Below are 13,819 nucleotides of genomic sequence, written 5' to 3'. Positions count from 1 at the left end.
TGGCATCGATGTTGGCTGGGCCGCCGTCATCGCGAGCAGGCTCGCGCCCACATGGGTTTCGATGAAGGGGCCCACCCGCTCTTTTCGGAGCGAGCCTGTTCGCGATGACGTGCTAGATTCGACCGTGAACCTGCGGCCTGTAAGCGATAGCGAGCATCCCCCAGCAGCATGGACGTCAATCACCTTCGGGCCAATGCCCTTGCCGAGGCCTACGTGGATCGAAACCTGGATCGTCGCAACAACCTGTCCCTGGATAGCCTGAATTTCTTCCTCGCCGATGTCCGCGACGGGTTGGGGCCTTACCTGGCGATCTACCTGTTGGCCGTGCATCAATGGCAACCTTCCAGCATTGGCCTGGTGATGACCGTGGCGGCCATCGCCGGGCTCGTCACCCAGGGGCCCGCCGGTGCCTTGATCGACCGGGTTCGCAGCAAGCGCGCGGTGGTGGCCGCCGCTGCCCTGCTGGTGACGCTGGGGTGCCTGGTGCTGCCGTTCACGTCGTCGTTTGGGCTGGTGGCGTTGACCCAGGCGCTCAGCGCCGTGGCGGCGTCGGTGTTCGCCCCGGCCATCGCGGCCATCTCCCTGGGCATCACCGGGGCGAAGGCCTTTACCCGGCGCACCGGGCGCAACGAAACCTTCAATCACGCCGGCAACGCCTGTGCCGCGCTGTTGGCCGGAGGGTTCGCCTGGCTGTTCGGTCCCATCGCGGTGTTCTACCTGATGGCGGCGATGGCAGTGGCCAGCATCCTCGCGGTCAGTTGCGTGTCCGCCGAGGCCATCGACCATGAGGTGGCACGGGGCCTGGAGACCGGCCAGGCGGTCACGGACGAGACGCCCTCGGCGTTGCGTATCCTGCTGGACAACCGCACCTTGCTGCTGTTCGCCGTGTGCTGCGCGCTGTTCCACCTGGCCAATGCGGCGATGCTCCCGCTGGTCAGCCAGAAGCTCGCCCAGGCCAACGCCCACCTGGCCACGCCGCTGACGTCGGCCTGCATTGTCGCGGCGCAACTGGTCATGGTGCCCATGGCCTGGCTGGTGGGCGTCAAGGCCGATGCCTGGGGGCGCAAGCCATTGCTGCTGGCCGGTTTCCTGATCCTGCCGATTCGTGGCGTGCTGTATGTGCTGTCGGACGATCCCTACTGGCTGGTGGCGGTGCAACTGCTCGATGGCATCGGCGCCGGGCTGTTCGGCGCGCTGTTCCCGCTGGTGGTCAAGGATCTGACCCAGGGGACCGGGCGGTTCAACGTCAGCCTTGGCGTGCTGTCGACCGTTTTCGGCCTTGGCGCCGCGCTGAGCAACAGCCTGGCCGGTTTCGTGGTGCAAGGGGCGGGCTACAGCGCGGCGTTCCTGACGCTCGCCGCCATTGCGGCGCTGGCTTTCGGCTTATTGTTGACCCTGCCGGAGACCAGCCCGTGGCGCCGACACGTACCGTCGAATACCAGCACGACCGGTGAACGTCTGGCCCGGCGTGGCCTCTGAACCTAAGGCAGGGCGATCGTGTCCTGCCTTTCATTCCTGGAGGAGCGGTGCAGATGAACATTCTAATGGTCCTTACATCTCACGATCAGTTGGGCGACACCGGCAAGAAAACCGGTTTTTGGCTGGAGGAGTTCGCCGCGCCCTACTATGTGTTCGTCGACGCCGGGGCGAGCGTTACGCTGGCCTCTCCCCAGGGCGGGCAGCCGCCGCTGGACCCCAAGAGCAATGAAGAAGACGCCCAGACCGACGCCACCCGGCGCTTTCGCACGGACACCGAGGCCCAGGCCGCGTTGGCCAACACCGTGCTGCTGGGCGAAGTGGACCCTTATGACTTCGACGCCGTGTTCTATCCCGGCGGCCATGGACCGCTCTGGGACCTGGCCGAGGACCGGGATTCGAAGATCCTGATCGAGGCGATGTATGCCGCGAACAAGCCCGTCGCTGCCGTTTGCCATGCGCCCGGGGTGTTCAAGGACGTTGTCGCCCCCGACGGCCAACCGCTGGTCAAGGGCAAGAAGGTCACCGGGTTCACCAACTCCGAAGAAGAGGCGGTGGGGCTCACCCAGGTGGTGCCGTTCCTGGTGGAGGACATGCTCAAGGCCAAGGGCGGCGATTATTCCAAGGCGGCGGACTGGGCCAGCTACGTGGTCGAGGACGGGCACCTGATCACGGGTCAGAATCCGGCGTCCTCAGAGGCCGTCGCCGAGGCCTTGCTCAAGCGGTTGGAGCAGGAACAGAGCGCCTGAAGCTGGTCGGGGCCAGGGTCATTTTAATGAACCCGGGCCCGTCTATCGGGTCATTCCTGTGTCAGGAACGACACCACGATGGAGCTGCCTATGCGACCTATGGATTTCACCAGCCTGTCTTTCGCCGCGTTGTTGTGCGCGGCCTGTTCAAGTCAACCGCCCGCGACATGGAGCTATCAAGACGCCAAGGACCGCACCCCCGTTGCCCCCGACCAAGCGTACCCGGAGTTGTTCGAAGCGGTGCAGCGCCAGGGACTCTTCACCGACCAGAAGCACTTCGTCGATGCGCTGCCCAAGCGTGATCCTGGGCAGATCCGCGCCGATTATCTGGCCCGGCAGGACGAAGACGGTTTCGACCTGAAGGCGTTCGTCCAGGACAACTTCATCGAATCCGGCGAAGCGCAAAGCCCGCCGCCGAAGCCCGGCGCCCCCATCGACGCGCACATCAATGCGCTCTGGCCGGTGTTGAGCCGCACATACCGCGAGGTGCCGCAGTACAGCAGCCTGTTGCCGTTGCCGCAGCCCTACGTCGTGCCGGGCGGGCGTTTTCGCGAGATGTATTACTGGGACTCGTATTTCACCATGCTGGGCCTGGAGCAAAGCGGCGAGAAGGCCCGGGTCCGGCAGATGACCGACAACTTCGCCTACATGATCGACACCTACGGTCATGTCCCCAACGGCAATCGCACCTATTACCTGAGCCGCTCGCAGCCGCCGTTCTTCGCCTACATGGTGGAATTGCAGGCCCGCCTCGAAGGGGACCAGGCCTACGGCCGCTATCTGCCCCAGCTGCAACGCGAATACGCCTACTGGATGGAAGGCGCGCCGACGCTCAAGCCCGGCGGCGCCACCCGGCACGTCGTCAAGCTGGTCGATGGCAGCGTGCTCAATCGCTACTGGGACGCCAGTGCGACGCCGCGCCAGGAGTCCTGGTTGCAAGACATCAAGACCGCCGCCCAGGCGCCGGACAGGACGCGGCAGGAGGTCTGGCGTGATTTGCGCGCCGGTGCCGAGAGCGGCTGGGACTTCAGCTCGCGCTGGCTGGGCGATGGCAAGCGCCTGGAGACCATACGCACCACCGCCATCGTACCGGTGGACTTGAACAGCCTGATGTATCACCTGGAGCGCACCATCGCCAAGGGCTGCGAAACCGTTGGCAACGCGCCGTGCGTCCAGGCCTACGGCCAGCGCGCCGACCAGCGCCAGCGCGCCATCGAGCGCCACTTGTGGAAGGCCGATGGCGGTTATTACGTCGATTACGACTGGCAGCTCGGTCGACAACGCCCGGACCTGACGGCTGCGGCGCTGTTCCCGTTGTACACCGGCCTGGCCTCCCAGGAGCATGCCCGGCGCACCGCCGACGCGGTGCGTGGCGGCCTGCTGCGACCTGGCGGCATCGCCACGACCCAGGTCAGCAACGGCCAACAATGGGACGAACCGAACGGCTGGGCGCCCTTGCAATGGGTGGCGGTGGAGGGGCTGGACCGCTACCGGCAAGGCGATCTCGCAGCGCAGATCGGCCAGCGGTTTCTCCAGCAGGTCCAGCAGCTGTACCGCAAGGAGGACAAGCTGGTGGAGAAATATGACGTATCCGGACAGGGGCAGGGCGGTGGCGGCGGTGAGTACGCGCTGCAGGACGGCTTCGGCTGGACCAACGGGGTGACGTTGAAGTTACTGGACAAGTATGGGGCGAAGGCGGCCAAGGCCCGAGAGGGCGAATCACAGGCTGAATGAGCCACCCGCCTTCAACCCGATCACGGGCAGGAATTATCCTGTCCTGCCCGTGATCGAGACAGGACACTAGCCCAGCGCCAGCGCCGGGCCGTCACCTTCCGGCAGCGCGATCCCCGCGTCGCCCGGGGTCAGGATGACCTTGCGGCAATCCTCCTGTTTCTTGTCGAAGATCTTGTAGCCCTCGGCGGCCTGTTCCAGGGACATCCGGTGGCTGATGATGACCTCGGGCGCCAGGCGGCCGGTCTCGATGTGTTCGAGCAACTCGGGCAGGTAACGCTGGACGTGGGTCTGGCCCATCTTGAAGGTCAGCCCCTTGTCGAACGCATCGCCAAACAGGAAACCGTGGATGAAGCCGGAATACACCCCCGGCACACTCACCACGCCACCGCGGCGGACGGCGGCAATGCATTGGCGCAGGGCCTTGCCGCTGCTGCCTTCGAGCTTCAGCGTGGCGAGCACGGTTTCGGTGGTGCTGCCCTTGGCTTCGAAGCCCACCGCGTCCACCACGCCATCGACCCCGCGCATGCCCTTGGTCTGGCGGATGATCGTGTCGGCGGGGTCATCGTCTTCATCGAAGTTGATGGGGATCACCCCGTAGGTGCGCTGTGCATAGGCCAGCCGATAAGGGTGGTGATCGACCATGAAGATCTGCTCGGCGCCCAACATCCTCGCGCACGCCGCACTCAACAGCCCGACCGGCCCGGCGCCATAGATCGCGATGCTGGAGCCGTTGCCGATGCCCGTGTTGGTGACGGCTTGGAATGCGGTGGGCAAGATGTCCGAAAGGAACAGGACTTTTTCGTCGGAGAGCGTGCCCGGCACCTTGAAAGGCCCGGTATTGGCCTTCGGCACCCGCACGTATTCGGCCTGGCCGCCGGGTACGCCGCCATACAAATGGCTGAAACCGAACAGCGCCGCCCCTGGTGGAATGGACTTCTTGTTCAGGATCGCGCCACGCCCGGTGTTGGTGGTCTCGCAGGCGGCGAACAGGTCCATCTGGCAGAAGAAACAGCTGCCGCAGGCGATCACGAACGGGATCACCACGCGGTCGCCGGGCTGCACGGCCGTGACGGCGGATCCTGCCTCCTCGACGATGCCCATGAACTCGTGGCCGAAGATATCGCCGTGTTCGACCGTGGGGATCTTGCCGCGATAGAGGTGCAGGTCCGAACCACAGATGGCCGTCGCCGTGACCCGCAAAATGATGTCGTCGCTGTCCACCAGGACCGGATCCGGGACCGTGTCGACCTTGACGCTGTGCGCGCCGTGGTAAGTGAGTGCTCTCATGACGTCCTGCCTCGCTGATAACGTGATGGTAAAGGGCAGAGGCGTGAAGCCGGATGGAAGTTCAGAGGGATCTCGCGGGCGCAGGACTGACGGTCGTTCCGGGCGGGGGCGCGGGCCTCTTCGCGAGCAAGCTCGCTCCCACAGTGGATCTCGGTTGTCCACTAAGCTGCGGCCAAACACAAATCCCTGTGGGAGCGGGCTTGCCCGCGAAGACGCCGGCACAGGCGACATCGATGCAAGCTGACCCACCGCCATCGCGAGCAAGCCCGCTCCCACAGTGGATCTCGGGTGTCCACCAAACCCCGGCACAGCACAAATCCCCTGTGGGAGCGGGCCTGCCCGCGAAGGCTTAGGCACAGGCAACATGGCTGCAAGCTGACCCACCGCCATCGCGAGCAAGCCCGCTCCCACACTGGATCTCGGGTGTCCACTAAGCTGCGGCCCAACACAACCCCCGTGGGAGCGGGCCTGCCCGCGAAGGCTTAGGCACAGGCAACATCGCTGCAAACTGACCCACCGCTTTCGCGAGCAGGCTCGCTCCCACAGTGGATCTCGGGTGTCCACCAAACCCCAGCCCAGCACAAATCCCCTGTGGGAGCGGGCTTGCCCGCGAAGACGCCGGCACAGGCAACATCGCTGCAAACTGACCCACCGCTTTCGCGAGCAGGCTCGCTCCCACACTGGATCGCGGGTCTCCATCAAGCTGCGGCCCAACACAAATCCCTGTGGGAGCGGGCCTGCCCGCGAAGGCTTAGGCACAGGCAACATCGCTGCAAGCTGATCCACCGCCATCGCGAGCAAGCCCGCTCCCACACTGGATCTCGGTTGCTCACAAACCTGCGGTCCAGCACAAATCCCCTGTGGGAGCGGGCTTGCCCGCGAAGACGCCGGCACAGGCGACATCGCTGCACGCTGAACCACCGCTTTCGCGAGCAAGCCCGCTCCACAGGCGCCGTTTGAGCAGGCCGGCTGGCGATCAGTAGTCCCAGAAGGCCGCTACCCAGCGAAAGGCATCGCCATCGACCGCCACCCGTCCCACGGAAGGGAACGGCAGGTGGGTGGCGACCAGCAGCTCACCGGACGCCGCGGCTTCTTGCATGAGGCGTACGCGCACACGCACCGCTTCCTCGGGGTCATGCTCGAAGCCGTTGTGCCAGTCGGGATGGTCGAAGGCGACCGGGAACAGCGCATCACCGGCGAATGTCAGGCGTTCATTGCCCGAGCTCACCTGCACCACGCTGTGCCCCGGCGTATGGCCGCCGGTCAGCTTGACGACCACCCCCGGCGCCACCTGGTGTTGCTGGTCGAAGGTGCGCAGCTTGCCGTGGAACTGCTCCATGAACTGCTTGGCGGTTTCCCGCAGGACGTCCGGTACCGGCGACGGCATGGACGTGCGGGAGAAATCCGGCGCCGCCCAGAACTCGACTTCCGTGGCCGCGACGTGGATGCGTACGTCCGGACGCAGGCGGTGCTTCACCTCGTCCACCAGCAGCCCGCCAATGTGGTCCATGTGCATGTGGGTAATCACCACGTCCGTCACCGAGCCCAGGTCGATACCGGCGGCCGCCAGGCGCTTGGGAAACTGCCCGGCGCGGGGAAAGCCGGGAAATTGCCCGCCCAGCCCGGCATCCACCAATATCGTCTGCTCGCCGCTGCGCACCACCAGCACATTCAGGGCCCAGTCGAACGCGTCCGGCCCGAGGAACATCTCCTTGAACCAGGCCGCGCGGGCGGCCGGGTCGGCATTGGTGGACATCGTCGTGGTGGGCAACGGCAATACCCCGTCGCTGACCACCAGCACATCGATCTCACCGATCCGCAATGCATAGCGCGATGGCACCAGCTCTTCGTGCCAGTGAGCGGGGCTGTCTGTGGGGGCGTTCATTTGCAGCGATGTTGCAGTGGATTGGGCCGGGTGTTGCTGATGCGTCGTCATGATTGCTTCTCCGATGAATTGCCTGGGACATCGAGTCTGCATGCAGCGCCACCGTGTCCGGTATCAGACACGGGTAGGGTTCGGGTATGCCTTGGTGTGAGTGTTCCCAACACAAGGTATGTCGGTGCCCCAACACTCATTGCGCAACTAAGTGACGAGTTGTTGACCTGGATCAAGACAAGTTCAAATTCGGCACTGGGCGCCGGAATAAGCGCCGTATGGCAGGATATTTGAGGTGATGGCAAAGTGATATTGAGTTAATATCGACCCAGGATCAGCGTGTATAAAAAAACCTCTCTACAACAATGTCGCGCGCCAACTAATCGAGTATGGAACGAGGCTTGAACGAATATGCTCAGGAATGCACCGCTACGTCTGAAACTTCTGTTGATTCTTTTATTACCCTTATTAGGTTTCCTGACGCTGGCCGGTATCTTTGTCGGCGATAACTACAGGACCCTGCGGGACATGGACGCGACGGTGACCGCCAGCGCCACCGCCCAGAAACTCAGCCAGCTCATCACTACCCTCCAGCGCGAGCGGGGCGCCAGCGGGGTCTTCCTTGGCAGCGGCGGCAAATCCATGGGCGACCGGTTGGCCCGGATGCGCCAGGAGGCGGACACTGCGGTCGTCCTGGTTGGTGAACTGCCCGTGTCGGAAAACGGCCAACTTGCCCAGGTCAGGCGCGTATTGGAAACGTTGTCCACGCTTCGCGCACAAGTTGATAAGTTGGGTATAAGCAGTACTGAATCGGGCGTGCGTTACACCGACATCATTCAAACTTTGATCGGTTATACCCACTCTCTGGAAGCGACGATCAATAACGCGACCATTGTTCATGCGCTCGGTGCGCTCAATCAATTTATCGAGATGAAAGAGCGGGCCGGGCGAGAGCGCGTCGTGCTCGGCCTGGTGTTCGCCCAAGACCGTTTCGATGAAGAACTCCTAGCCCGGTTCAGCCGCAACTTGGGTGAGTTTACCGCCTATTCGGACGCTTTTCGTCGCAAGGCCCAACCTGCCTTGCTCCAGCAGTTCGACGACCAGATGCACAAGCCTGCGGCGCTCGACGTGGCGCGGTTGCAGCGCCTGGCTTTCGAAGTGCCACTGGGCCAGCCCCTGGGCATCAAGCCGCAAGCCTGGTTCGAGACCTCGACCCAGCGGATCGACCTCATGGGCCAGGTGGAAGACGCCCTCGGCCAGGGCGTCAGCCGTTTGGCCATGGATGAGCGTGACGGCGCCCGTCGCGCCCTGTGGCTGACCATCGGCGCGGTCATCGTGGCGTTGCTGGCGGTGGCGGTGCTGTCGTACCTGATCATCCGCATGATCGACCTGGCGGTGCGCGATGTGAACCAGGTCCTCAATGATCTGGCCGGGCGTGATCTTACAGCCAGGGCCATTCATGAAGGCCAGGACGAATTCGGCCAGATCTCGCGCAACCTCAACCGCATGGCCCGGGAAATCAGCGGGGTGGTGCAGGAAATCGGCAACGCCACGGTGCAGGTGGCGACGGCGGCGCAAGAGTCTTCCACGGTGACGGTCCAGACCAGCGAGAGTGTCGAGCAACAACGCCAGGGCACCGAACTGGTCGCCACCGCGATCAACCAGATGAGCGCGACGGTGCGCGAGGTGGCGCAAAGCACCAACGATGCGGCGCAGATGTCGCAACAGGTCAATCTCAGCACGGCCCAGGGCCGCGTCGAGATCGAAAGCACCATCGGGCTGATCCGCCAGTTGTCCGGCCAGGCCGAAGAGACCGCGACGATCATCGGGCACCTCAAGGAAGAAAGCGATGCCATTTCCTCGGTGCTGGATGTGATTCGCGGTATCGCCGAGCAGACCAACCTGTTGGCCCTCAACGCGGCGATCGAGGCGGCGCGGGCGGGCGATCATGGTCGCGGTTTCGCGGTGGTCGCGTCCGAAGTGCGGACCCTGGCGCAAAAGACCCAGGAGTCCACCGGCAGCATCCAGCAGATGATCAGCAACTTGCAGGCTGGCTCGGACCGGGCGGCGCTGTCCATGCAACAGACATTGGGCAAGGCCCAGGACGGCGCCAGCAAGGTCGAGCGGGCGGGCGCGTTGCTGGTGGAAATCGCCGAGGGCGTGGCGACCATCAGCGACCGCAACATCCAGATCGCCTCGGCCGCGGAAGAACAGAGCGCAGTCTCCGAAGACATCAATCGCAATGTCAACGAGATCAATAACCTTGTGATCCAGGTCAGCGCCGGTGCCGAGCAGACCGCGATCACCAGCCAGGAGCTGGCGCGCCTGGCGGAGTATCAGCAGCAACTGGTGAGTCGCTTCAAGGTCGCCTAGTGGCCTGTGCGGCTGCGGGTCGAACTTCGAGTCGCCGCCGCAGGCTCGACCGATCCCCTGCGGATCGACCGGCATGACTACCCTGGAAAATCACCATTCCCCCGCCTGGACGACCCGGCGGCAGCCGCTATGCTTCGGCGATGGCCTCTGGCCATTTACCTGATGACTTCATCGATTTCATCGCGACGGGCCAGGCGTTTGCTGGTCATCGCCTTTGCAGAGACTGTCCATGAATAAACATAAAACCGTGGTGGGAGTCGCCTGGGGCGTTTTGTTGAGCTGCATCGGCCAGGCCGGGGCGTTCCAGCTCTCACCGAACGGCACGGAGGCCGAGCGCGAGATGGCCAGGAAGTACGGGGTGGCCTATAAGGCGGCGGTCCCGTTGATGAGTTTCGCGTTGCACAGCTTCGGTGACTCCGCCCATGAGGCCCTGACACAGAAGATCTATGGGTGCGACGGGGATTGGCCGTACTGCAACAACCCCGATCTCGAGGATGCCGGCGCGTACATCATTGCCGGTGTCCGCTGGAACGATGACCCGGTGTTCATGCCCAGTGCCGAAGACGCCAAGACCAAAGGCTGCGATGGACGCTATTCGGTGGGTTTCATTACCCAGACCCGCTGCTGGGTGAACCTGTTCGAGGCCGCGGAAGCCAAGAGCGCGGTGGACCCGATGGCGTTCATGGGCACGGGCAACTACATCGCTCGCTCGCATTTCGGTGACCTGCAGTTCCTGCATGCCATGGCCTCCCAGGAGGGCGACCCGGCGGAGAAAACCAAGCGGCAGATCATGATGTGGGCCGAGTTCGCCTGGGGTGTCGCGGATGGCACCTATCCCATCAATACCTATTTGAAAGATATCCGGATCGACGGTTGGGACCAGCATTTCAATAACGGGCAGACCGTACAGGACCTGTTTGCCGTCGGCCGACCCTGGCTGCGTGCGAACGTGGACCAGGTCGCGATGGGTAGCCTGCTTCACCTCGTCGAGGACAGTTTTGCCGGTGGCCACGTACAGCGTCGGGAAGAAATCCTCGGCGACAAGTGCATGGGCGGTACCCAGGCGGTCCTGGCGCGGATCGAGGCGTTTCATTCCTACGCCAGGCAGGACCACGCCAAGCACAAGGCCGCAGACGCCAGCTCCGTGGCCCGGCTCATGCTGATGAGCCATGAGCCTGACGTGGTGGACGCCGGCAAGAAACTGCGAGGGTTCATCGCCGACGGCAAGAAATGGGCGGACGTCAGGCCCTATCTGGAAGAGTGTGTGTTTGCCCTGGCGAACCAGACCGGTCCGGCATCGGCAGGGGACTCGTACAAATAGCCCGCCGCGCCTTCAGTCCAGATCCCCGGCCTGGTGCCGCTCCGGCACCTGGCTGGCTTCATCGCCCCAGGTCCGGTTGACACGCTGGCCACGGATGACCGCGGGGCGGTTGGCGATGTCTTCGGCCCAGCGTTGCACGTGGGTGTAGCGCTGGGCGTCGAGGAACTCGGCGGCCGAATAGACGTTGTTGCGCACCAGTTGGCCGTACCAGGGCCAGACCGCGATGTCGGCGATGGTGTAGTGCTTGCCGGCCAGGTAAGGGCTTTCACCCAGGCGGCGGTCGAGCACGTCGAGTTGGCGCTTGGCTTCCATGGTGAAGCGATTGATCGGGTACTCGAGTTTTTCCGGCGCATAGGCGTAGAAGTGGCCGAAGCCGCCACCCAGGTAGGGGGCCGCGCCCATCTGCCAGAACAGCCAGTTCAGCGTCTCGGTGCGGCCGGCCGGGTCGGTGGGCAGGAAGGCGCCGAATTTTTCCGCCAGGTACAGCAGGATCGAACCGGATTCGAACACGCGGATCGGCGGCTCCACGCTGCGGTCGAGCAACGCCGGGATCTTCGAGTTGGGGTTGATCTCGACGAACCCGCTGGAGAACTGGTCGCCCTCGCCAATGCGGATCAGCCAGGCGTCGTACTCGGCTCCCGCGTGCCCAAGCGCTAGCAGTTCCTCGAGCAAGATGGTGACCTTGACGCCATTGGGCGTGGCCAGGGAGTAAAGCTGCAGCGGCTGCTTGCCCGTCGGCAGGGTCTTTTCGTGGGTCGGCCCGGCGACAGGGCGGTTGATGCTGGCGAACTGGCCCCCGGACGGTGCTTCATGAGTCCAGACTCTCGGCGGAACATAGGACGCTTTGCTCATAGGGACGAACCTCCTGGGTGATTGGCACGCCGGGCGTGCCGGTCCCGAGAGCTTACCGCTTTTCGCCCATGATTCGCGCCACCTCGCCCGACGACTTGAGTTGCTCGAAGGCACGCTGGGCCTTGGCGACGATATCGTCCGGGGTGCTCAGGCTGAAGGCCAGGTAGACCCGGTGGGGTTGTTCGTCGAGGGTGTAGACCTCTTCCAGGGTGTTGAAGTCGATCCTGGCGCCCTGGCTCATCAGGCGCGCGGTGTTCTCTGGCATCGGCAACAACTGGATCTGATGATTCAGCAGTTTCTGGAAGTTGTCGTGATTGTCCGCCGACACCACCAGCCGGGTAAAACCGCGTTGTTGCAGGTAGATCTGCTTGGCGTCGTTGCGCACCACCCCGATGCTGTACTGCTTGGCCTCGTCGAGCGCCTTGACGACGATGCTGTCGTCCCCGCGCAGTTTGTAGAGCTTGCTCGGCACCCGCAGGATCTCGCCGACCCATTTGAACGACTGCTCGCGGGCCGGCGTGCGGTCCAGGGGGAAAATCAGCACATTGGGTTCGTGCAGGGCTTTTTCGTAGGCCCGGGCCCACGGGTAGAGCAGTACGCTGTAGTCGCCGAGCGCCGCGCCCTTGAGGGTTTCTTCGGCGATCTGCGTGCCGGGCCCGGCCACCTTGTCTTCGCGCAGGTAGGCGTACAGCGAGTCTTCGGTCACGACTTCGATGGCCGCCTGGCTTTTCAAGCCGAAGAGGGCGAGAAACAGGCATGAGCAGAGCGTCAGGCGGTTAGGCATACAGACCTCGTTGGCCGCGTGGTTTAAACAGCGACGCAATCGCGTCCCTGGTGTTTGGCTCGGTACAGCGCTTGGTCGGCGCGTTGTAGCAACTGGTCGAAATGGTCCATGGTGTCCGGGTCCAGTTCGGCGATGCCGATGCTCAGGGTGACGAAGCGCGACACGCTGGAGCCGCTGTGGGGCAGTTCGCGCTCGGCCAGGGCAGCGCGCAGCCGTTGGGCGGCTTCGCTGGCCTGCCTGGCGTCGACGTTGGGCAGCACCACGACGAACTCTTCGCCGCCCAGGCGCGCGGTCAGCTCGCCCGAGCGCCCGAAGACGCTGCGCAGGGTTTCGGCGATCTGCTTCAAGCACTGGTCGCCTTGCATGTGCCCGTAGGTGTCGTTGTAGATCTTGAAGAAGTCGACGTCGCACATCAGCACGGCCAGCGGCGTCTTGTGGCGGACGGCGCGACGGAATTCGATGTTCTTGAGTTCGTCGAAATAGCGTCGGTTGGCCAGGCCCGTCAGGGCGTCGTGACGCGACAGGGCTTCGAGCGCCTGGTTGGCCGCCTTGAGCTCTGCCGTGCGCGCCTCGACCAGCTGGGCCAACTGGTCACGGCTGGCGGCGATGGCCAGTTCATCGGAACGCTGGCGCTCCAGGTGGGCGTGGAGATTGTCCTGGAGCTCGTTCACCTGGGATTCGAGCAGGCTCAGCTCGTCCTGGCGGTGCGCCGCCCGCTGCAACCGCAGGTGGCGCTTGAGGGTCTGCGGCGCGACTTCCCCCAGGTGGCGGGCGATATGCACCACGTGCACGGTCACCAGGCGGTTGAACATGGTCATGACCAATCCGGCCAGCAGCAGCGACTGGATGACCTGGGTGATGACGATACTGCGGGCCTCGTCCCAGAGACGTTGCCAAAGCAGGCGGTTGTCGCCTTCGATGGTCAACTCGCCGACCTTTTCGTGCGCCCCGGCGTAGGGCTGGGCGACGAGCTGGCGATGCAGCACCGGCGCGGCGCCGGAGGGCTCGACGGCGTATCGATTGAGGTCGATGACTTCCGGCGGCTGGCCCGGGCGCACGATGTTCAGGACCACCCGTCCCACCGGTGCGGCGCTGGCGACGCTGGTGATCTGCTGGTCGAGGGATTCACGGTCCATTTCCCAGATGGCGTGGGCCAGGGTGTTCTGGAACACCTGGTCGATCAGGACCAGCTCCGAATTCATCTCCGCCAGGTTGTTTTCCCAGGCCAGCCAGGTGCGCCAGGTGACCATCGCCAGGGTAAAGACCAGGCTGAACAACAGGGTCGCGAGCACCAGGCGTCGCCCCAGGGAACTGAATGCCCCGGTACGCGGTTGCGCGGTGGACGCGGCCTTGAAGTTGCCGGTCAT

General features: G+C 64.1%; 10 protein-coding genes. 5 read left to right on the top strand and 5 right to left on the bottom strand.

Annotation, left to right across the window (positions count from 1 at the left end; translation table 11 throughout):
* Positions 1 to 168 precede the first annotated feature (168 nt).
* The 3 genes from Q6A48_RS03685 to treA all read left to right on the top strand — a co-directional run bounded on the left by Q6A48_RS03685 (position 169) and on the right by treA (position 3,959).
* Entirely contained in the window at positions 169 to 1,479 is a 1,311-nt protein-coding gene (locus tag Q6A48_RS03685) for an MFS transporter (RefSeq protein ID WP_369811652.1), read from the top strand.
* A 53-nt stretch (positions 1,480 to 1,532) separates the two neighbouring features.
* On the top strand, positions 1,533 to 2,225 hold the full coding sequence (locus Q6A48_RS03680; protein WP_304552066.1) for a type 1 glutamine amidotransferase domain-containing protein: 693 nt from the start codon (positions 1,533 to 1,535) through the stop codon (positions 2,223 to 2,225).
* Between the two features lie 90 nt (positions 2,226 to 2,315).
* On the top strand, positions 2,316 to 3,959 hold the full coding sequence (treA, locus tag Q6A48_RS03675; protein ID WP_304552065.1) for an alpha,alpha-trehalase TreA: 1,644 nt from the start codon (positions 2,316 to 2,318) through the stop codon (positions 3,957 to 3,959).
* A 66-nt stretch (positions 3,960 to 4,025) separates the two neighbouring features.
* On the opposite strand, the gene Q6A48_RS03670 is transcribed toward treA, so the two are convergent.
* A complete protein-coding gene (locus tag Q6A48_RS03670; RefSeq protein ID WP_304552064.1) occupies positions 4,026 to 5,246 on the bottom strand; it encodes a zinc-dependent alcohol dehydrogenase in 1,221 nt (406 codons plus the stop codon).
* Positions 5,247 to 6,222: 976 nt separating this feature from the next.
* Positions 6,223 to 7,131, bottom strand: coding sequence for an MBL fold metallo-hydrolase (locus tag Q6A48_RS03665; RefSeq protein WP_304552325.1), 909 nt, complete (start codon positions 7,129 to 7,131; stop codon positions 6,223 to 6,225).
* Positions 7,132 to 7,533: 402 nt separating this feature from the next.
* Between Q6A48_RS03665 and Q6A48_RS03660 the strand changes: the two genes are divergently transcribed.
* Positions 7,534 to 9,495: a methyl-accepting chemotaxis protein gene (locus tag Q6A48_RS03660; protein WP_304552063.1), complete on the top strand. Its 1,962-nt coding sequence runs from the start codon at positions 7,534 to 7,536 to the stop codon at positions 9,493 to 9,495.
* 229 nt (positions 9,496 to 9,724) lie between these two features.
* On the top strand, positions 9,725 to 10,816 hold the full coding sequence (locus Q6A48_RS03655; RefSeq protein ID WP_304552062.1) for a hypothetical protein: 1,092 nt from the start codon (positions 9,725 to 9,727) through the stop codon (positions 10,814 to 10,816).
* Positions 10,817 to 10,828: 12 nt separating this feature from the next.
* On the opposite strand, the gene yghU is transcribed toward Q6A48_RS03655, so the two are convergent.
* Genes yghU through Q6A48_RS03640 form a run of 3 tightly spaced genes read right to left on the bottom strand, consistent with a single transcriptional unit; the run spans position 10,829 to position 13,819 of the window.
* Entirely contained in the window at positions 10,829 to 11,668 is an 840-nt protein-coding gene (gene yghU / locus Q6A48_RS03650; RefSeq protein WP_304552061.1) for a glutathione-dependent disulfide-bond oxidoreductase, read from the bottom strand.
* A 52-nt stretch (positions 11,669 to 11,720) separates the two neighbouring features.
* Positions 11,721 to 12,452 (bottom strand): substrate-binding periplasmic protein, encoded by a 732-nt coding sequence (locus Q6A48_RS03645; RefSeq protein WP_304552060.1) that lies wholly within the window; start codon positions 12,450 to 12,452, stop codon positions 11,721 to 11,723.
* 23 nt (positions 12,453 to 12,475) lie between these two features.
* Positions 12,476 to 13,819, bottom strand: coding sequence for a GGDEF domain-containing protein (locus tag Q6A48_RS03640; RefSeq protein WP_304552323.1), 1,344 nt, complete (start codon positions 13,817 to 13,819; stop codon positions 12,476 to 12,478).

Origin of the sequence: Pseudomonas citrullilanati (assembly GCF_030580855.1) — a bacterium.
Classification (GTDB): Bacteria; Pseudomonadota; Gammaproteobacteria; order Pseudomonadales; family Pseudomonadaceae; genus Aquipseudomonas; species Aquipseudomonas citrulli.
This window is presented reverse-complemented; position numbering and strand designations above follow the sequence as displayed.

Coding starts and splice junctions, on each gene's coding strand:
- Q6A48_RS03685 (WP_369811652.1), top strand. CDS start 169: ATGGACGTCAATCACCTTCGGGCCAATGCCCTTGCCGAGGCCTACGTG.
- Q6A48_RS03680 (WP_304552066.1), top strand. CDS start 1,533: ATGAACATTCTAATGGTCCTTACATCTCACGATCAGTTGGGCGACACC.
- treA (WP_304552065.1), top strand. CDS start 2,316: ATGCGACCTATGGATTTCACCAGCCTGTCTTTCGCCGCGTTGTTGTGC.
- Q6A48_RS03670 (WP_304552064.1), bottom strand. CDS start 5,246: ATGAGAGCACTCACTTACCACGGCGCGCACAGCGTCAAGGTCGACACG.
- Q6A48_RS03665 (WP_304552325.1), bottom strand. CDS start 7,131: ATGAACGCCCCCACAGACAGCCCCGCTCACTGGCACGAAGAGCTGGTG.
- Q6A48_RS03660 (WP_304552063.1), top strand. CDS start 7,534: ATGCTCAGGAATGCACCGCTACGTCTGAAACTTCTGTTGATTCTTTTA.
- Q6A48_RS03655 (WP_304552062.1), top strand. CDS start 9,725: ATGAATAAACATAAAACCGTGGTGGGAGTCGCCTGGGGCGTTTTGTTG.
- yghU (WP_304552061.1), bottom strand. CDS start 11,668: ATGAGCAAAGCGTCCTATGTTCCGCCGAGAGTCTGGACTCATGAAGCA.
- Q6A48_RS03645 (WP_304552060.1), bottom strand. CDS start 12,452: ATGCCTAACCGCCTGACGCTCTGCTCATGCCTGTTTCTCGCCCTCTTC.
- Q6A48_RS03640 (WP_304552323.1), bottom strand. CDS start 13,819: ATGACCGGCAACTTCAAGGCCGCGTCCACCGCGCAACCGCGTACCGGG.